The organism is Pseudomonas sp. LPB4.O (genome assembly GCF_038383825.1).
Taxonomy (GTDB): Bacteria; Pseudomonadota; Gammaproteobacteria; order Pseudomonadales; family Pseudomonadaceae; genus Aquipseudomonas; species Aquipseudomonas putida.
Genome location: NZ_CP151298.1, coordinates 526359 through 551227, shown reverse-complemented (window position 1 = coordinate 551227; position 24869 = coordinate 526359). Strand labels below are relative to the sequence as shown.

General features: G+C 56.9%; 35 protein-coding genes. All 35 read right to left on the bottom strand.

All coding sequences use genetic code 11. The features are described 5' to 3' along the window. Positions 1-43 precede the first annotated feature (43 nt). On the bottom strand, positions 44-508 hold the full coding sequence (gene bfr / locus MRBLPB4O_RS02455; RefSeq protein WP_003255449.1) for a bacterioferritin: 465 nt from the start codon (positions 506-508) through the stop codon (positions 44-46). Between the two features lie 163 nt (positions 509-671). Next, on the bottom strand, positions 672-2111 hold the full coding sequence (locus MRBLPB4O_RS02450; RefSeq protein ID WP_341797422.1) for a catalase: 1440 nt from the start codon (positions 2109-2111) through the stop codon (positions 672-674). Positions 2112-2282: 171 nt separating this feature from the next. Next, positions 2283-2669 (bottom strand): 50S ribosomal protein L17, encoded by a 387-nt coding sequence (gene rplQ / locus MRBLPB4O_RS02445; RefSeq protein ID WP_003255451.1) that lies wholly within the window; start codon positions 2667-2669, stop codon positions 2283-2285. A 42-nt stretch (positions 2670-2711) separates the two neighbouring features. After that, positions 2712-3713 carry a DNA-directed RNA polymerase subunit alpha gene (gene rpoA, locus MRBLPB4O_RS02440; RefSeq protein WP_003255452.1) on the bottom strand — a complete coding sequence of 334 codons (1002 nt, stop codon included), beginning with the start codon at positions 3711-3713 and terminating at the stop codon, positions 2712-2714. 22 nt (positions 3714-3735) lie between these two features. Beyond that, the gene (gene rpsD / locus MRBLPB4O_RS02435) at positions 3736-4356 is read right to left on the bottom strand and encodes a 30S ribosomal protein S4 (RefSeq protein ID WP_012270238.1); all 621 of its coding nucleotides are present in this window, start codon (positions 4354-4356) and stop codon (positions 3736-3738) included. A gap of 15 nt (positions 4357-4371) precedes the next feature. After that, entirely contained in the window at positions 4372-4761 is a 390-nt protein-coding gene (rpsK, locus tag MRBLPB4O_RS02430; RefSeq protein WP_003255454.1) for a 30S ribosomal protein S11, read from the bottom strand. 18 nt (positions 4762-4779) lie between these two features. Then, positions 4780-5136: a 30S ribosomal protein S13 gene (rpsM, locus tag MRBLPB4O_RS02425; RefSeq protein ID WP_003255457.1), complete on the bottom strand. Its 357-nt coding sequence runs from the start codon at positions 5134-5136 to the stop codon at positions 4780-4782. A gap of 131 nt (positions 5137-5267) precedes the next feature. Further along, a complete protein-coding gene (rpmJ, locus tag MRBLPB4O_RS02420) occupies positions 5268-5384 on the bottom strand; it encodes a 50S ribosomal protein L36 (protein WP_002555468.1) in 117 nt (38 codons plus the stop codon). Between the two features lie 28 nt (positions 5385-5412). Continuing rightward, positions 5413-6744 carry a preprotein translocase subunit SecY gene (gene secY / locus MRBLPB4O_RS02415; protein WP_003255459.1) on the bottom strand — a complete coding sequence of 444 codons (1332 nt, stop codon included), beginning with the start codon at positions 6742-6744 and terminating at the stop codon, positions 5413-5415. Then, on the bottom strand, positions 6745-7179 hold the full coding sequence (gene rplO / locus MRBLPB4O_RS02410) for a 50S ribosomal protein L15 (protein WP_003255461.1): 435 nt from the start codon (positions 7177-7179) through the stop codon (positions 6745-6747). Positions 7180-7182: 3 nt separating this feature from the next. Beyond that, positions 7183-7359: a 50S ribosomal protein L30 gene (rpmD, locus tag MRBLPB4O_RS02405; protein ID WP_016497744.1), complete on the bottom strand. Its 177-nt coding sequence runs from the start codon at positions 7357-7359 to the stop codon at positions 7183-7185. A gap of 2 nt (positions 7360-7361) precedes the next feature. Then, positions 7362-7862, bottom strand: coding sequence for a 30S ribosomal protein S5 (gene rpsE, locus MRBLPB4O_RS02400; protein ID WP_003255465.1), 501 nt, complete (start codon positions 7860-7862; stop codon positions 7362-7364). A 3-nt stretch (positions 7863-7865) separates the two neighbouring features. Next, a complete protein-coding gene (gene rplR, locus MRBLPB4O_RS02395; RefSeq protein ID WP_003255467.1) occupies positions 7866-8216 on the bottom strand; it encodes a 50S ribosomal protein L18 in 351 nt (116 codons plus the stop codon). A gap of 10 nt (positions 8217-8226) precedes the next feature. Next, positions 8227-8760, bottom strand: coding sequence for a 50S ribosomal protein L6 (gene rplF, locus MRBLPB4O_RS02390; RefSeq protein ID WP_003255469.1), 534 nt, complete (start codon positions 8758-8760; stop codon positions 8227-8229). Between the two features lie 12 nt (positions 8761-8772). Further along, positions 8773-9165: a 30S ribosomal protein S8 gene (gene rpsH / locus MRBLPB4O_RS02385; protein WP_003255471.1), complete on the bottom strand. Its 393-nt coding sequence runs from the start codon at positions 9163-9165 to the stop codon at positions 8773-8775. A 209-nt stretch (positions 9166-9374) separates the two neighbouring features. Then, positions 9375-9680 carry a 30S ribosomal protein S14 gene (rpsN, locus tag MRBLPB4O_RS02380; RefSeq protein WP_009681970.1) on the bottom strand — a complete coding sequence of 102 codons (306 nt, stop codon included), beginning with the start codon at positions 9678-9680 and terminating at the stop codon, positions 9375-9377. A 13-nt stretch (positions 9681-9693) separates the two neighbouring features. Further along, complete coding sequence (gene rplE, locus MRBLPB4O_RS02375; protein ID WP_003255474.1) at positions 9694-10233, bottom strand: 50S ribosomal protein L5; 540 nt, start codon at positions 10231-10233, stop codon at positions 9694-9696. 20 nt (positions 10234-10253) lie between these two features. Then, positions 10254-10568, bottom strand: coding sequence for a 50S ribosomal protein L24 (gene rplX / locus MRBLPB4O_RS02370; protein WP_003255476.1), 315 nt, complete (start codon positions 10566-10568; stop codon positions 10254-10256). 11 nt (positions 10569-10579) lie between these two features. Continuing rightward, on the bottom strand, positions 10580-10948 hold the full coding sequence (gene rplN, locus MRBLPB4O_RS02365) for a 50S ribosomal protein L14 (RefSeq protein WP_002555479.1): 369 nt from the start codon (positions 10946-10948) through the stop codon (positions 10580-10582). Between the two features lie 23 nt (positions 10949-10971). Continuing rightward, positions 10972-11238, bottom strand: coding sequence for a 30S ribosomal protein S17 (rpsQ, locus tag MRBLPB4O_RS02360; protein WP_023534981.1), 267 nt, complete (start codon positions 11236-11238; stop codon positions 10972-10974). 2 nt (positions 11239-11240) lie between these two features. After that, positions 11241-11432, bottom strand: coding sequence for a 50S ribosomal protein L29 (gene rpmC, locus MRBLPB4O_RS02355; RefSeq protein WP_002555481.1), 192 nt, complete (start codon positions 11430-11432; stop codon positions 11241-11243). Continuing rightward, positions 11432-11845, bottom strand: a complete 414-nt coding sequence (gene rplP, locus MRBLPB4O_RS02350) for a 50S ribosomal protein L16 (RefSeq protein WP_003255479.1) — start codon at positions 11843-11845, stop codon at positions 11432-11434. The genes rpmC and rplP overlap by 1 nt, the downstream gene beginning before the upstream one ends. 12 nt (positions 11846-11857) lie before the next feature. After that, entirely contained in the window at positions 11858-12544 is a 687-nt protein-coding gene (gene rpsC / locus MRBLPB4O_RS02345; RefSeq protein WP_003255481.1) for a 30S ribosomal protein S3, read from the bottom strand. Positions 12545-12557: 13 nt separating this feature from the next. Then, positions 12558-12890 (bottom strand): 50S ribosomal protein L22, encoded by a 333-nt coding sequence (gene rplV, locus MRBLPB4O_RS02340; RefSeq protein ID WP_003103908.1) that lies wholly within the window; start codon positions 12888-12890, stop codon positions 12558-12560. An 11-nt stretch (positions 12891-12901) separates the two neighbouring features. Beyond that, on the bottom strand, positions 12902-13177 hold the full coding sequence (rpsS, locus tag MRBLPB4O_RS02335; protein WP_003255482.1) for a 30S ribosomal protein S19: 276 nt from the start codon (positions 13175-13177) through the stop codon (positions 12902-12904). 16 nt (positions 13178-13193) lie between these two features. Continuing rightward, positions 13194-14018 carry a 50S ribosomal protein L2 gene (rplB, locus tag MRBLPB4O_RS02330; RefSeq protein ID WP_008089816.1) on the bottom strand — a complete coding sequence of 275 codons (825 nt, stop codon included), beginning with the start codon at positions 14016-14018 and terminating at the stop codon, positions 13194-13196. A 14-nt stretch (positions 14019-14032) separates the two neighbouring features. After that, positions 14033-14332 carry a 50S ribosomal protein L23 gene (rplW, locus tag MRBLPB4O_RS02325; protein ID WP_003255484.1) on the bottom strand — a complete coding sequence of 100 codons (300 nt, stop codon included), beginning with the start codon at positions 14330-14332 and terminating at the stop codon, positions 14033-14035. Then, a complete protein-coding gene (gene rplD, locus MRBLPB4O_RS02320) occupies positions 14329-14931 on the bottom strand; it encodes a 50S ribosomal protein L4 (protein ID WP_003255485.1) in 603 nt (200 codons plus the stop codon). Before rplD ends, rplW begins: the two co-directional genes overlap by 4 nt. Positions 14932-14943: 12 nt before the next feature. Continuing rightward, positions 14944-15579 (bottom strand): 50S ribosomal protein L3, encoded by a 636-nt coding sequence (rplC, locus tag MRBLPB4O_RS02315; protein WP_003257089.1) that lies wholly within the window; start codon positions 15577-15579, stop codon positions 14944-14946. Positions 15580-15659: 80 nt separating this feature from the next. Next, on the bottom strand, positions 15660-15971 hold the full coding sequence (gene rpsJ, locus MRBLPB4O_RS02310; protein ID WP_003186070.1) for a 30S ribosomal protein S10: 312 nt from the start codon (positions 15969-15971) through the stop codon (positions 15660-15662). 142 nt (positions 15972-16113) lie between these two features. Further along, complete coding sequence (gene tuf, locus MRBLPB4O_RS02305; RefSeq protein ID WP_028614144.1) at positions 16114-17307, bottom strand: elongation factor Tu; 1194 nt, start codon at positions 17305-17307, stop codon at positions 16114-16116. Between the two features lie 27 nt (positions 17308-17334). Next, positions 17335-19479, bottom strand: coding sequence for an elongation factor G (fusA, locus tag MRBLPB4O_RS02300; protein WP_306380436.1), 2145 nt, complete (start codon positions 19477-19479; stop codon positions 17335-17337). A gap of 30 nt (positions 19480-19509) precedes the next feature. Beyond that, the gene (gene rpsG / locus MRBLPB4O_RS02295) at positions 19510-19980 is read right to left on the bottom strand and encodes a 30S ribosomal protein S7 (protein ID WP_008089143.1); all 471 of its coding nucleotides are present in this window, start codon (positions 19978-19980) and stop codon (positions 19510-19512) included. A gap of 106 nt (positions 19981-20086) precedes the next feature. After that, on the bottom strand, positions 20087-20458 hold the full coding sequence (gene rpsL, locus MRBLPB4O_RS02290) for a 30S ribosomal protein S12 (RefSeq protein ID WP_003255492.1): 372 nt from the start codon (positions 20456-20458) through the stop codon (positions 20087-20089). A 211-nt stretch (positions 20459-20669) separates the two neighbouring features. Continuing rightward, a complete protein-coding gene (rpoC, locus tag MRBLPB4O_RS02285) occupies positions 20670-24869 on the bottom strand; it encodes a DNA-directed RNA polymerase subunit beta' (protein WP_016497743.1) in 4200 nt (1399 codons plus the stop codon).

Genomic DNA, 24869 nt, shown 5'->3' with positions numbered 1-24869 from the left:
GGTACCGTTGGTGCCAGGGGCTTTTTTTGAGTCTGTGGATAACTTACATCTGCGACTGCAGGTAGTTTTCCAGGCCAATGGCCTTGATCAACCCTTGCTGCTTCTCCAGCCAGTAGGTGTGATCTTCTTCGGTATCCGCCAATTGCGCACGGAGGATGTCACGGCTCACGTAGTCCTTGTGCAGCTCACACAGCTCGATGCCTTTGCACAGGGCGCCACGCACTTTGTACTCGAGCTTGAGGTCAGCCTCGATCATTTCTGGCACGGTGCTGCCGACCTCGAGGTCGTCCGCACGCATGTCGGGGGTGCCTTCGAGCATGAGGATGCGACGCATCAGGGCATCGGCGTGCTGCGTCTCTTCTTCCATCTCGTGGTTGATGCGCTCGTAGAGCTTGGACAGGCCCCAGTCTTCGTACATGCGCGAATGAATGAAGTACTGGTCGCGTGCCGCCAGTTCGCCCTTCAGCAGCGTGACGAGGTAGTTGATTACATCTGGGTGGCCTTGCATCGCCCTGGTTCTCCATGTGAAAACGTCTATGCCACATAGTGTGAACCAGCTTTTGCCTGCGGTCACTGAAAAACCCGCAATCAGAAGCAAAAAATCGGTTAAACAGTAGTGATATTCATTGAAAAACCGCCCAAATGAGGGCGGTTCTGCTTATCACTTAGAGTCAGGCCAGGTTGATGCCCAACGCTTTGGCAATCCCTTCGCCATAGGCCGGGTCAGCCTTGAAGAAGTACTGCAACTGGCGCTGGATCACGTCTTCGCTGACACCTGCCATGGTGCCGGCGATGTTGCTGATCAGCAGTGCCTTCTGCTCATCGCTCATCAGGCGGAATAACGCGCCGGCGTGGCTGAAGTAGTCGGTGTCCTCACGGTGATCGTAACGGTCTGCCGAACCGTTCAGGGCCAGCGCGGGTTCAGCATGGCGTGGCGACTGCTTCGGTGCCTCAGCGTAGCTGTTGGGCTCGTAGTTCGGTGCACTGCCGTAACTGCCAGTGGCCATGGAGCCGTCGCGCTGGTAGCTGTTGACTGCGCAGCGTGGCGCATTCACCGGCAAATGCTGGTGGTTGGTGCCCACACGGTAGCGGTGTGCGTCTGCGTAAGCGAATACACGGCCCTGCAGCATGCGGTCCGGCGACAGGCCAACCCCTGGCACCATGTTGCTCGGCCCGAACGCAGCCTGCTCGACTTCGGCGAAGTAGTTGAGCGGGTTACGGTTGAGCTCCAGCACGCCCACCTCTATCAACGGATAATCCTTCTGCGACCAGGTCTTGGTGACGTCGAAGGGGTTCTCGTCGCGACTGGCTGCCTCGGCTTCGCTCATCACCTGAATGCATACGGTCCAACGCGGGTAGTCGCCACGTTCAATGGCTTCGAACAGGTCGCGCTGGGCGTAGTCCGGGTCAGTACCCGCCAGGCGTGCAGCATCTGCCGGCGCGAGGTTCTTGATACCTTGCTGGGTCTTGAAATGCCATTTGACCCAGGTACGCTCGCCCTTGGCGTTGATCAAGCTGTACGTGTGGCTGCCGAAGCCGTGCATATGGCGATAGCCGTCCGGAATACCACGGTCCGAGAACAGGATGGTGACCTGGTGCAGCGCCTCGGGCGAGTGCGACCAGAAGTCCCACATCATCTGGGCGTTCTTCAGGTTGGATTGCGGATGGCGCTTCTGGGTGTGGATAAAGTCCGGAAACTTCAGCGGGTCGCGAATGAAGAACACTGGCGTGTTGTTACCCACGATGTCCCAGTTGCCTTCCTCGGTGTAGAACTTGACGGCAAAGCCACGAGGATCTCGCTCGGTGTCTGCAGAGCCACGTTCGCCGCCGACAGTGGAGAACCGCAGGAAGGTTTCTGTTTGCTTGCCGATCTGCTCGAACAGCTTGGCGCTGGTGTAATGGGTGATATCGCGGTTGACGGTAAAGGTGCCGTAGGCGCCCGAGCCTTTGGCGTGCACGCGGCGCTCAGGAATGTTCTCGCGGTTGAAATGGGCGAGCTTCTCGATCAGGTGGAAGTCGTCGAGCAACAGCGGGCCACGCGGGCCGGCGGAACGGGAGTTCTGGTTGTCGGCTACTGGTGCACCGCTGGCGGTGGTAAGAATCTTGCTCATGGGCTCTCCTTATCGGTCTTCAAGCGCCGGCTAATCGGCTTGGAGAGAGTATTGACGAGCAAGGCTACAGGGACAAATTCATTACATGACTTGTATCAATAGAAATTAACAATAAAGGCAGACACAAAAAACCGGGCACTAGGCCCGGTTCTTTGTAGCAGACAGAACGTCTTACTCAGCAGCTTCTACAGCACCGCCGACCGGACGATCAACCAGCTCGACGTACGCCATAGGCGCGTTGTCGCCAGCGCGGAAACCGCACTTCAGGATGCGCAGGTAGCCGCCCTGACGGGTGGCGTAACGCTTGCCCAGGTCGTTGAACAGTTTGCCAACAGCGGACTTCGAACGGGTACGGTCGAAGGCCAGACGACGGTTAGCAACGCTGTCTTCCTTGGCCAGGGTGATCAGCGGCTCGGCAACGCGGCGCAGTTCCTTGGCTTTCGGCAGGGTGGTTTTGATCAGCTCGTGCTCGATCAGCGACACTGCCATGTTCTGGAACATAGCCTTGCGGTGAGAGCTGGTACGGCTCAGGTGACGTCCACTTTTACGATGACGCATGATTCATTCCTTACCAAACACTACGTTCGGTGATTACGACGATCAGGCGGTCGCCTTGTCGTCTTTCTTAAGACTTGCAGGCGGCCAGTTGTCGAGGCGCATGCCGAGAGACAGACCACGAGAGGCCAGGACGTCCTTGATTTCAGTCAGGGACTTCTTGCCCAGGTTAGGAGTCTTCAACAGCTCTACTTCGGTACGCTGAATCAGGTCGCCGATGTAGTAGATGTTCTCCGCCTTGAGGCAGTTGGCCGAACGTACAGTCAGTTCCAGGTCGTCAACCGGACGCAGCAGGATCGGATCGATCTCGTCTTCCTGCTCGACTACGACGGGCTCACTGTCACCTTTGAGGTCGACGAACGCGGCCAACTGCTGTTGCAGGATGGTCGCAGCGCGGCGGATAGCCTCTTCAGGATCCAGGGTACCGTTGGTTTCCAGATCAATGACCAGCTTGTCCAAGTTGGTACGCTGTTCAACACGGGCGTTTTCGACCACATAGGCGATACGACGCACCGGGCTGAACGAAGCGTCCAACTGCAGACGGCCAATGCTACGGCTTTCGTCTTCGTCGGTTTGACGGGAGTCAGCCGGCTCGTAACCGCGACCACGAGCTACAGTGAGCTTCATGTTCAGGGCGCCGTTCGACGCCAGGTTCGCGATTACGTGATCGGGGTTGACGATCTCGACATCGTGATCCAGCTGAATATCGGCAGCGGTAACCACCCCCGAACCCTTTTTCGACAAGGTCAGCGTAACTTCGTCACGACCGTGCAGTTTGATAGCCAGGCCTTTCAGGTTCAACAGGATTTCAATTACGTCTTCCTGTACACCTTCGATCGCGGAGTACTCGTGGAGTACGCCATCGATCTCGGCCTCGACTACTGCACAGCCAGGCATGGAGGACAACAGGATGCGGCGCAGCGCGTTGCCCAGGGTATGGCCGAAACCACGCTCGAGAGGCTCGAGCGTAATCTTGGCGCGGGTCGGACTGACTACCTGCACATCAATGTGGCGGGGAGTCAGGAACTCATTTACCGAAATCTGCATGGATGCACCTATTTTCTAGCCCTTACTTGGAGTAGAGCTCGACAATCAGGTTTTCGTTGATGTCGGCGGACAGGTCGCTGCGAGCAGGAACGTTCTTGAAAACGCCCGACTTTTTAGCAGCATCCACGTCAACCCACTCAACGCGGCCACGCTGGGCGCACAGTTCAAGGGCTTGAACAATGCGCAGCTGGGCCAGCGACTTCTCGCGGACCGCGACCACGTCACCCGGACGAACTTGGTAGGATGGAATGTTTACAGTCTTACCGTTGACGCTGATCGCTTTGTGCGAAACCAGCTGGCGGGATTCGGAACGAGTCGAACCGAAGCCCATACGGTAGACGACGTTATCCAGACGGCACTCGAGCAGTTGCAGCAGGTTCTCACCGGTTGCGCCTTTTTTCGAGGCTGCAGCTTGGTAGTAACCGCGGAACTGACGCTCCAGAACACCGTAGATACGACGGACTTTTTGTTTCTCGCGCAGCTGGGTACCGTAGTCGGACTGACGGCCACGGCGCTGGCCGTGGATACCTGGGGCTGCTTCGATGTTGCACTTCGATTCCAGAGCGCGAACGCCGCTCTTCAGGAACAGATCGGTGCCTTCACGACGAGACAGTTTGCATTTTGGACCAATGTAACGTGCCATTCTTCTGTCTCCTGATTACACGCGACGCTTCTTCGGCGGACGGCACCCGTTATGCGGGATTGGCGTCACGTCGGTGATGCTGGCGATCTTGTAGCCGCAGCTGTTCAGTGCACGAACGGCGGATTCACGACCCGGACCTGGACCCTTGACGTTGACGTCGAGGTTCTTCAGGCCGTATTCCAGCGCAGCTTGACCAGCACGTTCAGCAGCAATCTGGGCTGCGAACGGAGTGGATTTGCGCGAACCACGGAAACCCGAACCACCGGAGGTCGCCCAGGACAAAGCATTGCCCTGACGGTCGGTGATGGTCACGATGGTGTTGTTGAAAGAAGCGTGGATGTGGGCGATGCCATCAACCACTGTCTTTTTGACTTTCTTACGAGGACGAGCAGCAGGTTTTGCCATGTCTATATTCCTGGGCGGTTACTTGCGGATCGGCTTACGCGGGCCCTTACGGGTGCGTGCGTTGGTCTTGGTGCGCTGACCGCGAACCGGCAGACCTTTACGATGACGCAGGCCGCGGTAGCAACCCAGGTCCATCAAGCGCTTGATCTTCATGTTGATGTCACGACGCAGGTCACCTTCGGTGGTGAACTTCGCAACTTCGCCACGCAGGGTTTCGATTTGCTCGTCGCTCAGATCCTTGATCTTAGCGGCTGGGTTTACACCAGCGTCTGCACAAATCTTCTGTGCAGTTGTGCGACCGACACCATAGATGTAGGTCAGCGAGATAACAGTATGCTTGTTATCTGGAATGTTGACGCCTGCAATACGGGCCATTCAGTGGGACTCCAATTGACAGCTACCTACGCCCCGGAAGCCAAGAAATAGGGCGCGAGATAATATCGCTGTAGAAACGAATAATCAACCCAGCAGCACACTAGCTGCTGGGTTTGAAGCGCAGATCACACTCAGCCTTGGCGCTGTTTGTGACGCGGTTCCGCGCTGCAGATCACTCGAACGACGCCTTCGCGACGGATGATCTTGCAGTTACGGCACAGCTTTTTCACCGATGCACGAACTTTCATTACCGACTCCTCGAACCTTAGGGGCGTATCAGCGCAGCAAACCGCTGCCGCCGTAGCCTTTCAGGTTGGCTTTCTTCATCAGGGATTCGTACTGGTGCGAAACGAGGTGCGATTGTACTTGGGACATGAAGTCCATCACAACCACTACCACAATCAGCAACGAGGTCCCGCCAAGGTAGAACGGCACATTTGCTGCCACCACCAGGAACTGGGGCAGAAGGCAGACGGCCATCATGTAAAGAGCACCGAACATGGTCAAACGAGTCAGAACGCCATCAATGTAGCGCGCAGACTGCTCACCAGGACGGATACCCGGAATAAAGGCACCGGACTTCTTCAGGTTTTCCGCTACGTCTTTCGGATTGAACATCAACGCTGTGTAGAAGAAGCAGAAGAAAATGATCCCTGCACTAAACAGCAAGATGTTCAACGGCTGACCAGGAGCGATCGACTGCGAGATGTCCTGCAGCCAGCCCATACCTTCGGACTGACCGAACCAGGCACCCAGCGAAGCCGGGAACAGCAAAATGCTGCTCGCGAAAATGGCCGGGATAACCCCCGCCATGTTCACTTTCAGCGGCAAGTGGCTGGTCTGCGCAGCAAAGACCTTACGGCCCTGCTGACGCTTGGCGTAGTGAACGGCGATACGACGCTGACCACGCTCAATGAACACCACAAAACCGATAATCGCTACTGCCAGCAAACCGATTGCGACCAGGGCGAAAATGTTGATATCGCCTGTGCGTGCAGACTCGAAAGACTGCCCGATTGCTCTCGGAAGACCGGCAACGATACCTGCGAAGATCAACATCGAGATACCGTTGCCCACACCGCGCTCGGTGATCTGCTCGCCCAGCCACATCATGAACATCGCGCCTGCCACGAAAGTGGAGACGGCAACGACATGGAAGCCCAGGCCCGCAGAAAACGCCACGCCCTGGTTGGCCAGGCCAATGGACATGCCAATGGCTTGAACCAGTGCCAGGATAACGGTGCCGTAGCGGGTGTACTGGCTGATCTTGCGACGGCCAGCTTCACCTTCCTTCTTCAACTGCTCCAGTTGCGGGCTGACCGCCGTCATCAGCTGCATGATGATCGATGCCGAAATGTACGGCATGATCCCCAGTGCAAAGATGCTCATGCGCTCAAGCGCGCCACCGGAAAACATGTTGAACAAGCTAAGAATGGTCCCCTCATTCTGCCGAAACAGATCCGCCAGACGGTCCGGATTGATGCCAGGAACCGGGATATGCGCACCTATCCGATAGACGATGATCGCCATGAACAGAAAGCGCAGACGAGCCCAGAGTTCCGACATCCCGCCCTTACCGAGCGAAGAGAGAGCACCTTGCTTAGCCATTTATTCCTCGAATTTGCCGCCAGCTGCTTCGATAGCCGCACGCGCACCCTTGGTGGCTGCGATGCCCTTGATGGTGACTGCGCGAGTAACTTCGCCAGACAGCATGATTTTCACACGCTGAATATGCTGGTTGATCACGTTGGCATCCTTCAAGGATTGCACGGAGATCACGTCGCCTTCCACTTTGGCCAGCTCGGACAGACGCACTTCGGCGCGGTCCATGGCTTTCAGGGAAACGAAGCCGAATTTCGGCAGACGACGGTGCAGCGGCTGTTGACCGCCTTCGAAGCCCGGAGCGATCGAACCACCCGAACGGGAGGTCTGACCTTTGTGGCCACGGCCGCCGGTCTTACCCAGACCGCTACCGATACCACGACCCGGACGATGCTTTTCGCGACGGGAACCCGGCGCTGGACTCAGATCATTGAGTTTCATCGATTAACCCTCGACGCGCAGCATGTAGTAAGCCTTGTTGATCATCCCGCGATTCTCGGGAGTATCCAGGACTTCTACAGTGTGACCGATGCGACGCAGACCCAGGCCCTTAACACACAGTTTGTGGTTAGGCAGACGACCCGAGACGCTCTTGATCAGCGTTACTTTTACGGTTGCCATGATCAGAAGATCTCCTCGACGCTCTTGCCGCGCTTGGCAGCAATGGATTCAGGAGATTGCATGGCTTTCAGACCCTTGAAAGTGGCGTAAACCACGTTCACTGGGTTGGTCGAACCGTAGCACTTGGCCAGAACGTTCTGAACACCAGCAACTTCCAGGACAGCACGCATTGCGCCACCAGCGATGATACCGGTACCTTCCGAAGCAGGCTGCATGTAAACCTTCGAGGCGCCGTGGGCAGCCTTGGTGGCGTACTGCAGGGTGGTGCCCTTCAGGTCTACCTGGATCATGTTGCGGCGAGCAGCTTCCATGGCTTTCTGAATCGCAGCAGGTACTTCGCGCGATTTGCCACGGCCGAAGCCCACACGACCTTTACCATCACCAACCACGGTCAACGCGGTGAAGGTGAAGATACGGCCGCCTTTTACGGTCTTGGCAACGCGGTTAACCTGAACCAGCTTCTCGATGTAGCCTTCGTCGCGCTTTTGATCGTTATTTGCCATAACTTAGAACTCCAGCCCGCCTTCACGAGCAGCATCAGCCAGCGCTTTGACGCGGCCATGGTACTTGAAGCCGGAACGGTCAAAGGCAACTTGAGATACACCGGCGGCTTTCGCACGCTCAGCTACCAGCTTGCCAACCTTAGTGGCCGCGTCGATGTTGCCAGTGGCGCCATCACGCAGGTCTTTGTCCAAGGTCGAGGCGCTTGCCAGAACCTTGCTGCCGTCGGCCGAAATGACCTGGGCATAGATGTGCTGCGAGGAGCGGAACACGCACAGGCGCACGACTTCGAGTTCGTGCATCTTGAGACGTGCTTTGCGAGCGCGACGCAGTCGAATAACTTTTTTGTCGGTCATTTACTAGGCCCTACTTCTTCTTGGCTTCTTTACGACGGACTACTTCGTCCGCGTAACGCACACCTTTGCCTTTGTAAGGCTCTGGCGGACGGAAGTCGCGGATTTCAGCGGCCACCTGACCTACCAGCTGCTTGTCGATACCCTTGATCAGGATGTCGGTCTGGCTAGGCGTTTCAGCGGTGATACCGGCTGGCAGTTCGTAGTCCACTGGGTGAGAGAAGCCCAGGGCCAGGTTCAGGACGGTGCCTTTAGCCTGTGCCTTGTAACCAACACCGACCAGCTGGAGCTTACGCTCGAAGCCTTGGCTTACGCCTTGGACCATGTTGTTAACCAGAGCGCGGGTGGTACCGGCCATGGCACGAGCTTGCTGGTCACCATTGCGAGCGACGAAACGCAGCTCACCAGACTCTTCGGTAACTTCAACAGACGAGTGAACGTTCAGTTCGAGAGTGCCCTTGGCACCCTTCACCGAAAGCTGCTGGCCTGCGAATTTGACTTCGACACCGGACGGCAGCTTAACGGGGTTCTTAGCGACGCGAGACATGTCTATCCCCCCTTAGAACACTGTGCACAGAACTTCGCCGCCGACACCGGCAGCGCGCGCAGCGCGATCAGTCATCACACCTTTGTTGGTGGAGACAATAGACACGCCCAGACCGCCACGTACTTTCGGCAGATCGGTGACGGCCTTGTACTGGCGCAGGCCTGGACGGCTGGAGCGCTTCAGTTCCTCGATGACCGGACGGCCTTCGAAGTACTTCAGTTCGATCGACAGGGAAGGCTTGGCTTCACCAGTTACCTGGTAGCCAGCGATGTAACCTTCGTCCTTCAGAACTTTGGCAACCGCGACCTTCAGGGTAGAAGAAGGCATGCTTACGACGGACTTTTCAGCCATCTGGGCATTACGGATGCGAGTTAGCATGTCCGCTAACGGGTCCTGCATACTCATGGGCTAGATGCTCCTGATACAAGAATTATTAGCCTTGCGGCTATGACAACCACCTGAGCGGATTGGGTAAAAAACCCAGGCTCGGGTGAGCCGGTCATTCTAGACACAAGGCAGAAACGAAACAAGCCCCATATAGGGGCTTGTTTCTTGGCGAGGTCACCGGCGGTCGGAAGATTGCTCCCCTTCCGCCGGGATCACACCGACAGCGATTACCAGGAGGCCTTGACCAGACCTGGTACGTCGCCGCGCATTGCAGCTTGACGCAGCATGTTACGGCCCAGGCCGAACTTACGGTATACACCGTGAGGACGACCGGTCAGGCGGCAACGGTTGCGCAGGCGCGAGGCGCTAGCGTCACGTGGCTGCTTCTGCAGAGCGACAACGGCAGCGAAACGCTCTTCTGGAGAGGCATTAACGTTGACGATGGTCGCTTTCAGCTCAGCACGCTTCTTAGCGAACTTGGCTACCGTCAGCTGACGCTTCAGCTCACGGTTTTTCATGCTCTTCTTGGCCATTTTCCTACTCCAATCAGTTGCGGAACGGGAACTTGAAAGCACGCAGCAGAGCGCGGCCTTCGTCGTCCGAACGAGCAGTGGTGGTCAGGGTGATGTCCAAACCGCGCAGAGCATCGATCTTGTCGTAATCGATTTCCGGGAAGATGATCTGCTCTTTCACGCCCATGCTGTAGTTGCCACGACCATCGAAGGACTTGGCATTCAGGCCGCGGAAGTCGCGAACCCGAGGCAGGGAGATCGCCAGCAGGCGGTCCAGGAATTCGTACATCTTGTCGCTACGCAGGGTCACCTTGACACCGATCGGCCATCCTTCGCGGACTTTGAAGCCAGCGATGGATTTGCGAGCGAAAGTCACGACCGGCTTTTGACCGGTGATCTTTTCCAGGTCAGCTACTGCGTGCTCGATGACTTTCTTGTCGCCGATCGCTTCGCCCAGACCCATGTTCAGGGTGATCTTGGTAACGCGCGGAACTTCCATCACGTTCGACAGCTTAAGTTCTTCCTTAAGCTTAGGAGCGATTTCGTTCCGGTAAATCTCTTTCAGTCGTGCCATGGTCTTCTACCTAGCAGTGTTCAAGCATCAACCGCTTTTTGGGTCGACTTGAAGACACGAATTTTCTTACCGTCTTCTACTTTGAAACCAACGCGGTCAGCCTTGTTGGTTTCGCCGTTGAAGATGGCAACGTTGGAAGCGTGCAGAGGCGCTTCTTTCTCGACGATACCGCCCTGAACGCCCGCCATCGGGTTAGGCTTGGTATGACGCTTGACCAGGTTCACACCACCGATGACCAGACGGTCATCAGCGAGAACCTTCAGCACCTTACCGCGCTTACCTTTGTCTTTGCCGGCGATCACGATGATCTCGTCGTCACGACGAATCTTTTGCATGTCGGATCTCCTTACAGCACTTCAGGGGCGAGCGAGACGATCTTCATGAACTTCTCAGTACGAAGTTCACGGGTCACTGGCCCGAAGATGCGAGTGCCGATCGGCTCTTGCTTGTTGTTCAGCAGAACAGCAGCGTTGCCGTCGAAACGAATGATGGAACCGTCAGCGCGACGAACACCGTGACGGGTGCGCACGACAACAGCAGTCATCACTTGGCCTTTTTTGACCTTACCGCGCGGAATTGCTTCCTTGACAGTAACCTTGATGATGTCACCGATGCCGGCGTAACGACGGTGCGAGCCGCCGAGCACCTTGATGCACATGACGCGACGAGCGCCGCTGTTATCGGCCACATCGAGCATGGATTGAGTCTGAATCATAAAATTTCTCCGACCCCTAGCCCTTAGACTTCAACAGCGCGTTCGAGGACTTCAACCAGTGCCCAGGACTTGGTCTTGGCCAGCGGACGGGTTTCGGTAATCGAAACCTTGTCGCCGATCTTGCACTGGTTGGTTTCGTCGTGCGCGTGCAGCTTAGTCGAACGCTTAACGTATTTACCGTAGATCGGGTGCTTAACGCGACGCTCGATCAGAACGGTGATGGTCTTGTCCATTTTGTCGCTGACGACACGGCCAGTCAGCGTACGGACGGTTTTTTCAGCTTCAGCCATGATCACTTACCTGCCTGCTGGTTGAGCACAGTTTTCACGCGAGCGATGTCACGCTTAACTTGCGAGAGCAGGTGCGACTGCCCCAACTGGCCAGTTGCTTTCTGCATACGCAGATTGAACTGGTCACGCAGCAAGCCGAGCAGTTGCTCGTTCAGCTGCTGTGCCGATTTTTCACGAAGTTCATTCGCTTTCATCACATCACCGTCCGCTTAACAAAGGAGGTGGCGAGAGGCAGCTTTGCAGCAGCCAGGGCGAAAGCTTCGCGCGCCAGCTCTTCAGAAACACCCTCGATCTCGTACAGGACTTTGCCTGGCTGGATCTGGGCAACCCAGTATTCCACGGAGCCCTTACCTTTACCCATACGAACCTCGAGAGGCTTCTTGGAGATCGGCTTGTCCGGGAACACACGGATCCAGATCTTGCCGCCACGTTTAACGTGACGGGTCAGCGCACGACGTGCGGACTCGATCTGGCGAGCGGTGAGGCGACCGCGAGCAACAGCTTTCAGGGCGAATTCGCCGAAGCTGACTTTGCTACCGCGCAGTGCCAGACCACGGTTGTGGCCGGTCATCTGCTTGCGGAATTTTGTACGCTTTGGTTGCAACATTTGGCGTACCCCTTACTTAGCAGCTTTTTTACGAGGCGCTGGTGCTTGTGGTTTCAGTTCTTCTTGGCGACCACCAATAACTTCGCCTTTGAAGATCCAAACCTTCACACCGATCACACCGTAAGTGGTGTGAGCTTCGTAGGTGTTGTAGTCGATATCGGCACGCAGGGTGTGCAGAGGCACACGACCTTCGCGATACCACTCGGTACGAGCAATCTCGGCACCGCCGAGACGACCGCTCACCTGGATCTTGATGCCCTTGGCACCAATACGCATGGCGTTCTGTACGGCGCGCTTCATGGCGCGACGGAACATTACGCGGCGTTCCAGCTGCTGAGCTACGCTCTGCGCAACCAGCATAGCGTCGAGTTCCGGCTTGCGGATCTCTTCGATGTTGATGTGCACAGGCACACCCATCTGCTTGGTCAGGTCCTGACGCAGCTTCTCAACATCTTCACCTTTCTTGCCGATAACGATACCGGGACGAGCAGTGTGGATGGTGATGCGTGCAGTTTGAGCCGGACGATGAATATCGATACGGCTTACGGACGCGCTTTTTAGTTTGTCTTGGAGGTACTCACGCGTTTTCAGATCCTTCAAGAGGTAATCTGCGTAAGTAGCACCGTCTGCGTACCAGACGGAGGTGTGCTCCTTGACGATTCCCAGGCGAATGCCAGTGGGATGTACTTTCTGACCCATCTGATCGACTCCGTTACTTGTCCGCAACCTTGACAGTGATATGGCAAGACCGCTTGACGATGCGATCAGCACGGCCTTTGGCACGTGGCATGATGCGCTTCAGCGAACGCCCTTCGTTGACGAAGACGGTGGAGACCTTCAGGTCATCAACGTCTGCGCCTTCGTTGTGTTCGGCGTTGGCTACGGCCGACTCGAGGACTTTCTTCATGATTTCAGCGGCTTTTTTGCTGCTGAAGGCCAACAGGTTGAGCGCTTCGCCCACCTTCTTCCCGCGGATCTGGTCGGCGACCAAGCGGGCTTTCTGGGCGGAGATGCGAGCGCCCGACAACTTAGCGGCTACTTCCATTTCCTTACCCCTTAACGCTTGGCTTTCTTGTCAGCCACGTGCCCGCGATAGGTGCGGGTACCGGCGAACTCGCCCAGTTTGTGGCCGACCATGTCTTCGTTCACGAGAACTGGAACATGCTGGCGACCGTTGTGAACCGCGATGGTCAGACCGACCATTTGTGGCAGGATCATCGAGCGACGCGACCAGGTTTTAACTGGCTTGCGATCGTTCTTCTCCACCGCCACTTCGACCTTCTTCAACAGGTGAAGATCGATAAAAGGACCTTTTTTCAGAGAACGTGGCACTGTCGTATCCCTCTAGTTACTTGCGACGACGGACGATCATGTTGTCGGTACGCTTATTACCACGGGTTTTAGCACCCTTGGTTGGGAAGCCCCATGGCGATACCGGATGACGACCACCGGAGGTACGACCTTCACCACCACCATGTGGGTGGTCAACCGGGTTCATGGCAACGCCACGAACGGTTGGGCGAACGCCGCGCCAGCGTTTGGCACCTGCTTTACCCAGCGAACGCAGGCTGTGCTCGGAGTTCGAGACTTCGCCCAGGGTCGCACGGCACTCAGCCAGTACTTTACGCATTTCACCGGAACGCAGACGCAGAGTCACGTATACGCCGTCACGAGCGATCAGCTGAGCCGAAGCACCAGCGGAACGAGCGATCTGAGCACCTTTACCCGGCTTCAGTTCGACGCCGTGAATGGTGCTACCTACTGGGATGTTGCGCAGCTGCAGGGAGTTACCGGCCTTGATTGGGGCCAGGGCACCTGCGATCAGCTGGTCGCCAGCGCTCACGCCTTTAGGGGCGATGATGTAGCGACGCTCACCGTCTGCGTAGCACAGCAGGGCGATGTGAGCAGTACGGTTTGGATCGTATTCGATACGCTCGACAGTGGCTGGGATGCCATCTTTGTCGTTGCGACGGAAGTCGACCAGACGGTAATGCTGCTTATGACCACCACCAACGTGACGAGTGGTAATACGGCCATTGTTGTTACGACCACCAGACTTCGATTTCTTCTCGAGCAGCGGTGCGTGAGGAGCGCCTTTGTGCAGCTCCTTGTTGACCACCTTGACCACGAAACGGCGGCCAGGGGAAGTCGGTTTGCATTTAACGATTGCCATGATGCACCCCTTCCTTACTCAGCACTGCTGCTGAAATCGAGATCTTGGCCTGGCTGAAGGGAGACGATCGCCTTCTTCCAGTCATTGCGCTTGCCCAGACCACGTGCGGTACGCTTGGTTTTACCCAGAACGTTAACAGTCGACACGTTTTCAACTTTTACGTTGAACAGGCCTTCGACAGCTTTCTTGATTTCCAGCTTGGTTGCATCGGTAGCAACCTTGAATACGAACTGGCCTTTTTTCTCAGCCAGAACGGTAGCCTTCTCGGAAACGTGCGGGCCAAGGAGGACTTTAAATACGCGTTCCTGGTTCATCCCAGCAGCTCCTCGAATTTCTTCACGGCCGAGACAGTGATCAACACTTTCTCGTATGCGATCAGACTGACCGGGTCGGAACCCTGTACGTCACGTACATCGACGTGCGGCAGGTTGCGAGCAGCCAGGTACAGGTTCTGATCAACAGCGTCGGAGACGATCAGTACGTCGCTCAGACCCATGCCGTTCAGCTTGTTCAGCAGATCTTTGGTTTTCGGTGCTTCAACAGCGAAGTCCTGAACCACGACCAGACGGTCGCTACGCACCAGCTCAGCGAGGATGGAGCGCAGAGCTGCGCGATACATCTTCTTGTTGAGCTTCTGCGAGTGATCTTGAGGGCGAGCTGCGAAGGTTACACCACCGCCACGCCAGATCGGACCACGAGTGGTACCAGCACGAGCACGGCCAGTACCCTTCTGACGCCATGGGCGCTTACCGCCACCAGCCACGTCGGAACGGGTCTTTTGCTGCTTGGTGCCCTGACGGCCGCCGGCCATGTAGGCCACGACTGCTTGGTGAACCAGCGTCTCGTTGAATTCGCCACCGAAAGTCAGTTCGGAAACTTCGATCGCCTGAGCGTCATTTACATTGAGTTGCATGTCAGTTTCCCCTTAACCGCGAGCCTTGACAGCTGGACGTACAACCACGTCGCCGCCAGTAGCGCCAGGAACGGCACCCTTGACGAGCAGCAGGTTGCGTTCAGCGTCTACGCGAACTACTTCCAGGGACTGAACAGTCACGCGCTCGGCGCCCATGTGACCGGACATTTTCTTGCCCTTGAACACACGACCAGGAGTCTGGCACTGGCCGATGGAACCAGGCACACGGTGCGACACGGAGTTACCGTGGGTGTTGTCCTGACCACGGAAGTTCCAGCGCTTGATGGTACCGGCGAAGCCTTTACCTTTGGACTGACCAGTAACGTCTACCAGCTGGCCTGCAGTGAAGAGTTCAGCTTTGATCAGATCGCCAGCCTGGAAATCGCCTTCTTCAAGACGGAACTCCCAAACACCGCGACCAGCGGCAACGTTAGCCTTGGCGAAATGGCCTGCCTGAGCGGCAGTCACACGCGAAGCACGACGCTCGCCGACAGTGACTTGCACTGCACGGTAGCCATCGGTTTCCTCAGTTTTGAACTGGGTGACGCGATTCGGTTCGATCTCAATGACCGTGACCGGAATGGAGACACCTTCTTCGGTGAAAATGCGGGTCATACCGCATTTGCGACCGATTACACCAATAGTCATGTTGTAAACCTCATGAGTGTACGGGGCTTTCACCCGCTATGGCCGCCCATTTCAGAGCGTTACACGACTAGACCGAAGTCTTAGCCGAGGCTGATCTGAACTTCCACACCTGCCGCCAGATCAAGCTTCATCAGCGCGTCAACGGTTTTATCCGTTGGCTGGACGATGTCCAGAACACGCTTATGAGTGCGAATCTCGTACTGGTCACGCGCGTCTTTGTTGACGTGCGGGGAGACCAGAACGGTGAAACGCTCTTTGCGGGTAGGCAGTGGAATCGGACCACGCACTTGTGCACCAGTACGTTTCGCGGTTTCCACGATTTCCTGGGTGGATTGGTCGATCAGGCGATGGTCGAAAGCCTTCAACCTGATACGGATTTGCTGATTTTGCATTGGATTTCAGACTCCAGGCTGTTCCCAACGGACGCACTACGCCCGCTAAAAGGAGGCGTGATTCTATAGACGCCCCAATTTAGTGTCAACCCAATAAAAAAAGCCCCCGCTGAGCGGAGGCCTTTTTCAATCGGTCGAGTGATTACTCGATGATTTTGGCTACGACGCCGGCGCCGACGGTACGACCGCCTTCACGGATAGCGAAGCGCAGACCGTCTTCCATTGCGATGGTCTTGATCAGGGTAACAGTCATCTGAATGTTGTCACCTGGCATTACCATTTCAACGCCTTCCGGCAGTTCGCAGTTACCGGTCACGTCAGTGGTACGGAAGTAGAACTGAGGACGGTAGCCTTTGAAGAACGGAGTGTGACGGCCGCCTTCTTCCTTCGACAGGACGTAGACTTCTGCGGTGAACTTGGTGTGCGGCTTGACCGAACCTGGCTTGACCAGAACCTGGCCACGCTCAACGTCGTCACGCTTGGTACCACGCAGCAGAACGCCGCAGTTCTCGCCAGCACGACCTTCGTCCAGCAGCTTGCGGAACATCTCAACACCGGTGCAGGTGGTGGTGGTGGTGTCACGCAGACCAACGATTTCCAGCGGATCCTGAACGCGGACGATACCACGCTCGATACGGCCAGTAACAACGGTACCACGACCCGAGATCGAGAATACGTCTTCGATTGGCATCAGGAACGGCTTGTCGATAGCGCGCTCTGGCTCTGGGATGTAGCTGTCCAGAGTTTCAACCAACTTCTTGACGGCAGTGGTGCCCATCTCGTTGTCGTCTTTGCCTTCCAGCGCCATACGAGCCGAACCGATGATGATCGGGGTGTCGTCGCCTGGGAAGTCATAGGTGGACAGCAGGTCGCGAACTTCCATCTCGACCAGTTCCAGCAGCTCAGCGTCGTCTACCAAGTCAGCCTTGTTCAGGAAGACCACGATGTACGGAACGCCAACCTGACGGGACAGCAGGATGTGCTCACGGGTTTGTGGCATCGGACCATCGGCGGCCGAGCAAACCAGGATCGCGCCATCCATCTGGGCAGCACCGGTGATCATGTTCTTCACGTAGTCAGCGTGACCTGGGCAGTCAACGTGAGCGTAGTGACGAATGTTCGAGTTGTACTCGACGTGAGCGGTGTTGATGGTGATACCGCGCGCTTTTTCTTCCGGAGCCGAGTCGATCTTGTCGAACTCAACGACTGCCGAACCGAAAACTTCGGAGCAGACGCGAGTCAGAGCTGCGGTCAGAGTGGTCTTACCGTGGTCAACGTGGCCGATAGTGCCGACGTTAACGTGGGGAAGGGAACGATCAAATTTTTCTTTAGCCACGACAGTGAACCTCTTGCCTAAAGGGGATTAGCCTTGTTTTTTAACGAGTGCTTCGACGATGTTCGACGGAGCTTCGGCGTATTTGGAGAATTCCATGGAGTAGCTTGCGCGACCCTGAGACATGGAACGAACGTCGGTCGCGTAACCGAACATCTCTCCGAGCGGTACCTCAGCAGTGATTACCTTGCCGGACACCGAGTCTTCATTACCCTGGATCATCCCACGACGACGGCTCAGGTCACCCATCACGTCACCCAGGTAATCTTCCGGGGTTACAACTTCGACCTTCATGATCGGCTCAAGAACCACGCCACCACCCTTCTGGGCCAGTTGCTTGGTCGCCATCGAAGCGGCGATTTTGAACGCCATTTCGTTGGAGTCGACGTCGTGGTACGAACCATCGAATACAGTGGCCTTCAGGCCGAGCAGCGGATAACCGGCAACAACGCCGTTTTTCATCTGCTCTTCGATACCCTTCTGGATCGGGGCGATGAATTCCTTAGGAATCACACCACCAACGACTTCGTTGGTGAACACCAGACCTTCGGTGATGTTGCCCTTCTCGTCTACGTCCGGCTCCGAGAAACGGATCCAGCAGTGACCGAACTGACCACGACCGCCCGACTGACGAACGAACTTGCCTTCGATCTCGACGTTGGACTTGGTGATCTTCTCGCGGTACGAAACCTGCGGCTTGCCGATGTTGGCTTCGACGTTGAACTCGCGCTTCATGCGGTCAACGAGGATGTCCAGGTGCAGCTCACCCATGCCCGAGATGATGGTCTGGCCAGTCTCTTCGTCGGTCTTGACGCGGAACGACGGGTCTTCCTGGGCCAGCTTGCCCAGTGCAATACCCATCTTCTCCTGGTCAGCCTTGGTTTTCGGCTCTACGGAGAGCGAAATGACCGGCTCAGGGAAGTCCATACGCTCAAGGATGATTGGCTTGTCGGCGTTGCACAGGGTTTCGCCCGTGGTCACGTCCTTCATGCCGATCAGTGCAGCGATGTCGCCAGCGCGCACTTCCTTGATCTCTTCACGCTGGTTCGCGTGCATCTGCACCATACGACCAACGCGCTCTTTCTTGCCCTTGACCGAGTTGATGACGGAGTCACCGGAGGTCAGAACGCCCGAGTAGACGCGAACGAAGGTCAGAGTACCCACGAACGGGTCAGTCGCGATCTTGAACGCCAGAGCCGAGAACGGCTCGTTGTCGTCGGCGTGACGCACGTCTTTACGAACAGCCGGATCTTCTTTGTCCAGCTCCTTGTCGTCCGGGTTGATACCCTGGATTGCAGGGATCTCGGTCGGAGCAGGCAGGTAGTCGATGACGGCGTCGAGAACCAGGGGAACGCCCTTGTTCTTGAACGACGAACCGCAGACGGCCGGTACGATTTCGCTGGCCAGGGTGCGCGCGCGCAGACCGGCTTTGATCTCTTCGACGGTCAGCTCTTCGCCTTCCAGGTACTTGTTCATCAGCTCTTCGCTGGCCTCGGCAGCCGCTTCAACCATGTTGGAGCGCCACTCTTGAGCCAGCTCCAGCATATCGGCAGGAATTTCTTCCTCGCGATAAGTGGTGCCTTTGTCATCTTCGTTCCAGTAGATAGCCTTCATCTTGATCAGGTCGACCTGACCCTGGAAGTTATCTTCCGAACCGATGGCCAGCTGAACAGGAACCGGGGTGTGACCCAGACGGTTCTTGATCTGACCTACGACGCGCAGGAAGTTAGCACCGGCACGGTCCATCTTGTTCACGTAGACAACACGTGGAACGCCGTACTTGTTGGCCTGACGCCATACGGTTTCGGACTGAGGCTCAACGCCGGAGGTACCGCAGAACACAACGACCGCGCCGTCGAGTACGCGCAGCGAACGCTCTACTTCAATGGTGAAGTCAACGTGGCCGGGGGTATCGATAACGTTTACACGGTAGTTGTCATACTGACCAACAGAACCTTTCCAGAAGGTGGTAACGGCAGCGGAGGTAATGGTGATACCCCGCTCCTGCTCCTGCACCATCCAGTCGGTGGTCGCGGCGCCATCATGCACCTCGCCCATCTTGTGGCTCAGGCCTGTGTAGAACAGGATCCGCTCGGTAGTGGTGGTCTTGCCCGCGTCAACGTGGGCACAGATACCAATGTTACGGTAGCGGTTAATTGCTGTAGTACGAGCCATAAAGCCCTCGCAAAATGATTGATGCCTGAATTAGAAGCGGTAGTGCGAGAACGCTTTGTTGGCTTCAGCCATACGGTGAACGTCTTCACGCTTCTTGACTGCAGCACCTTTGCCTTCAGCGGCATCCAGCAGCTCGCCAGCCAGGCGCAGAGCCATCGACTTCTCGCCACGCTTGCGGGCGTAGTCTACGAGCCAGCGCATTGCCAGAGCATTACGACGGGATGGACGAACTTCAACCGGAACCTGGTAAGTGGCACCGCCGACACGACGGGACTTTACTTCGACCAGCGGAGCGATGGCGTCGAGAGCTTTCTCGAAGATTTCCAGGGGGTCGCTGTTCTTGCGCTCTTTGACCTTGTCCAGTGCACCGTAAACGATGCGCTCGGCCACGGCCTTCTTGCCGCTTTCCATCACGTGGTTCATGAACTTGGCGAGGATTTGGGATCCGTATTTAGGATCGTCCAGAATCTCACGTTTTGCTGCTACACGACGTCTTGGCATGATAAGCCCTCAAACGGTCTTCAGGTTAGCCCGGGACGTGGGTCTACGACCCCTGCCCGACCTTACTCTTATCGACTCAAAAAAATGGATGTGTGCAAACGACCGATTACTTCGGACGCTTGGTACCGTACTTCGAACGACCCTGGTTACGGCCTTTAACGCCCGAAGTATCCAGAGAGCCGCGAACGGTGTGGTAACGAACACCTGGCAAGTCTTTAACACGGCCGCCACGGATCAGGACGACGCTGTGCTCTTGCAGGTTGTGGCCTTCACCGCCGATGTACGAGGAAACCTCGAAACCGTTGGTCAGACGCACACGGCATACTTTACGCAGTGCCGAGTTAGGTTTTTTCGGCGTGGTGGTGTACACACGGGTGCACACGCCACGACGTTGCGGGCAGTTCTGCAGCGCAGGAACGTCGGATTTCTCGACCGAACGCTTACGCGGCTGACGTACCAGCTGGTTGATAGTTGCCATCTACTAGCTCCACTGATTGTCTTGCGACTCTATTGTCTTGCAAGAAAGCCAAAAATTGGCGAGACGGAGCCTCACCAAATTTAAGGGTACAAAAGTCTACGGAGGATCTTGCACCCAGTCAAGACAAGGCCCCGGCCCTCCTCGCCCGATCATCGGCAACAATTCATGTCACCGATGGCCGATCGAGGCTTGCCGGGGCCCTGCCCTGTACTTAGTTACCGCTGGAATTCAGCGCTTCGGTCAGTGCGGCTTCCACCTCACTGGCGCTTACACGCAGCGGTTTGTCGGCTTCACGGCGACGCTTGCGCTCGCTGTGGTAGGCCAGACCAGTACCCGCCGGGATCAGACGACCCACGACGACGTTCTCTTTCAGGCCGCGCAGGTAGTCGCGCTTGCCGGTTACCGCCGCTTCGGTCAGTACGCGGGTAGTTTCCTGGAAGGAAGCCGCGGAAATGAACGATTCGGTCGACAGCGAGGCCTTGGTGATACCCAGCAGCACGCGAGTGAACTTCGAGATGAACTTGTCTTCGCCAGCGAGACGCTCGTTCTCGACCAGTACGTGAGTCAGTTCCATCTGGTCGCCCTTGATGAAGCTGGAATCGCCCGACTCAGAGATCTCGACCTTGCGCAGCATCTGACGCAGGATGGTCTCGATGTGCTTGTCGTTGATCTTAACGCCTTGCAGACGGTAAACGTCCTGGATCTCGTTGACGATGTACTTCGCCAGCGCGCTCACACCCAGCAGACGCAGGATGTCGTGCGGATCGCTCGGGCCGTCGGAGATAACTTCGCCGCGGTTTACCTGTTCGCCTTCGAAGACGTTCAGGTGGCGCCACTTCGGAATCAGCTCTTCGTACGGATCGCTACCGTCGGTCGGAGTGATGACCAGACGACGCTTGCCCTTGGTCTCTTTACCGAACGCGATGGTACCGCTGACTTCAGCCAGAATCGAGGCTTCTTTCGGACGACGCGCTTCGAACAAGTCAGCTACGCGTGGCAGACCACCGGTGATGTCACGGGTCTTCGACGTTTCTTGCGGGATACGCGCGATAACGTCACCAACACCGATCTGCGCACCGTCAGCAACACCCACCAAGGCGTTGGCTGGCAGGAAGTACTGCGCCGGTACGTCGGTACCTGGCAGGTACAGGTCCTTGCCATTGGCGTCGACCATCTTGATTGCCGGACGGATTTCCTTGCCTGCGGCAGGGCGATCCTTGACGTCCAGTACTTCAATGTTGGTCAGGCCGGTCAGTTCGTCGGTCTGACGCTTGATGGTGATGTTTTCTTCCATGCCCACGAAGGTCACGGTACCTTTCAGCTCGGTAACGATCGGGTGGGTGTGCGGGTCCCACTTGGCGACGATGGCGCCAGCTTCGACCTTCTCACCTTCCTTGACCGAAATCACCGCACCGTAAGGCAGCTTGTAACGCTCACGCTCACGACCGAATTCATCGGCAATGGCCAGCTCACCGGAACGCGAAACAGCAACCAGGTTGCCATCGGCGCGCACGACATGCTTCAGGTTGTGCAGACGTACCATACCGCCGTTCTTCACCTGGACGCTGTCGGCAGCCGAAGTACGGCTTGCAGCACCACCGATGTGGAACGTACGCATGGTCAGCTGGGTACCCGGCTCACCGATCGACTGTGCAGCGATAACGCCGACAGCTTCACCGATGTTCACCTGGTGACCACGCGCCAGGTCACGACCGTAGCACTTGGCGCAGATACCGAAGCGGGTTTCGCAGTTGATCGGCGAACGCACGATAACTTCGTCGATGCTGTTCAGCTCGATGAACTCGACCCACTGCTCGTCTACCAGGGTACCGGCCGGAACGATGACGTCCTCGGTGCCTGGCTTGAATACGTCACGGGCGATGACACGGCCCAGTACACGCTCACCCAACGGCTCTACAACGTCACCGCCTTCAATGTGCGGAGTCATCAGCAGGCCTTGGTCGGTACCGCAGTCGATCTCGGTCACAACCAGGTCTTGCGCAACGTCTACCAGACGACGGGTCAGGTAACCGGAGTTCGCAGTCTTCAAGGCGGTATCCGCCAGACCTTTACGAGCACCGTGGGTCGAGATGAAGTACTGAAGTACGCTCAGACCTTCACGGAAGTTCGCGGTGATCGGCGTCTCGATGATCGAGCCGTCCGGCTTGGCCATCAGGCCACGCATACCGGCCAGCTGACGGATCTGGGCAGCGGAACCCCGCGCACCGGAGTCAGCCATCATGTACATCGAGTTGAAGGACTCTTGCTCGACTTCTTTGCCTTCGCGGTCGATGACTTTCTCTTTCGAGAGGTTGGCCATCATCGCCTTGGACACTTCGTCGTTCGCCTTCGACCACAAGTCGATGACCTTGTTGTACTTCTCGCCCTGGGTTACCAGGCCGGAGGCGTACTGGCTCTCGATTTCCTTCACTTCATCGGTAGCGCTGTTGATGATGCGCGCTTTCTCATCCGGGATGACAAAGTCGTTCACACCAATGGACACGCCAGAGATGGTGGAGTAAGCGAAACCGGTGTACATCAGCTGGTCGGCGAAGATAACGGTCTCTTTCAGACCAACCACGCGGTAGCACTGGTTGATCAGCTTGGAGATCGCCTTTTTCTTCATCGGCTGGTTGACGACATCGTACGGCAGGCCTGCTGGCACAACCTGGAACAGCAGCGCACGGCCGACGGTGGTGTCGACGATACGGGTGTTCTTGGTCGAGCTGCCATCACGGTCATTCACGGTCTCGTTGATACGGACCTTGATTTTCGCGTGCAGGGCAGCTTCGCCGGCGCGGAATACGCGGTCGACTTCCTGCAGGTCGGCGAATACGCGACCCTCGCCCTTGGCGTTGATGGCTTCACGGGTCATGTAGTACAGACCCAGTACAACGTCCTGCGACGGAACGATGATTGGCTCACCGTTGGCTGGCGACAGAATGTTGTTGGTCGACATCATCAGCGCGCGCGCTTCGAGCTGAGCTTCCAGGGTCAGCGGCACGTGAACGGCCATCTGGTCACCGTCGAAGTCGGCGTTGTACGCGGCACAGACCAGCGGGTGAAGCTGGATGGCCTTACCTTCGATGAGCACAGGCTCGAACGCCTGGATACCCAGACGGTGAAGGGTCGGTGCACGGTTGAGCAGTACGGGGTGTTCGCGAATCACTTCGGCGAGAACGTCCCACACCTCTGGCAGCTCGCGCTCGACCATCTTCTTGGCAGCTTTGATGGTGGTCGCCAGACCACGCATTTCCAGCTTGCCGAAAATGAACGGCTTGAACAGCTCGAGGGCCATCTTCTTCGGCAGACCGCACTGGTGCAGACGCAGGGTCGGGCCTACGGTAATTACCGAACGACCGGAGTAGTCAACACGCTTACCGAGCAAGTTCTGACGGAAGCGACCTTGCTTACCTTTGATCATGTCGGCCAGGGACTTCAGCGGACGCTTGTTCGAGCCAGTGATGGCGCGACCGCGACGGCCGTTGTCCAGCAGGGCGTCGACCGCTTCCTGCAGCATGCGCTTTTCGTTGCGCACGATGATGTCCGGCGCGGACAGATCAAGCAGGCGCTTCAGACGGTTGTTACGGTTGATCACCCGACGATACAGGTCGTTCAGGTCGGAGGTCGCGAAGCGGCCGCCATCCAGCGGTACCAGCGGACGCAGGTCCGGCGGCAGTACTGGCAGTACGGTCAGGACCATCCACTCAGGCAAGTTGCCCGAGCCCTGGAAAGCTTCCATCAGCTTCAGGCGCTTGGACAGCTTCTTGATTTTGGTTTCCGAGTTGGTCTGCGGAATCTCTTCACGCAGGCGACCGATCTCGTGCTCCAGGTCGATAGCGTGCAGCAGCTCGCGGACAGCCTCGGCACCCATGCGGGCGTCGAAGTCGTCACCGAACTCTTCCAGCGCTTCGAAGTACTGCTCGTCGTTCAGCAGCTGACCCTTTTCAAGGGTGGTCATGCCCGGGTCGATAACGACGTAGCTCTCGAAGTAGAGAACCCGCTCGATATCACGCAGGGTCATGTCCATCAGCAGGCCGATACGGGACGGCAGCGACTTCAGGAACCAGATGTGGGCAACCGGCGAGGCCAGTTCGATGTGCGCCATGCGCTCACGACGAACCTTGGCCAGGGCAACTTCAACGCCGCACTTCTCGCAGATTACGCCGCGGTGCTTGAGGCGCTTGTACTTGCCGCACAGGCACTCGTAGTCCTTGACTGGGCCAAAGATCTTGGCGCAGAACAGGCCGTCACGCTCAGGTTTGAACGTACGGTAGTTGATGGTTTCCGGCTTCTTAACTTCACCGAACGACCACGAACGGATCATCTCAGGTGACGCCAGCCCGATACGGATGGCGTCGAACTCTTCGACTTGACCCTGGTTTTTCAGCAAATTCAGTAGGTCTTTCAA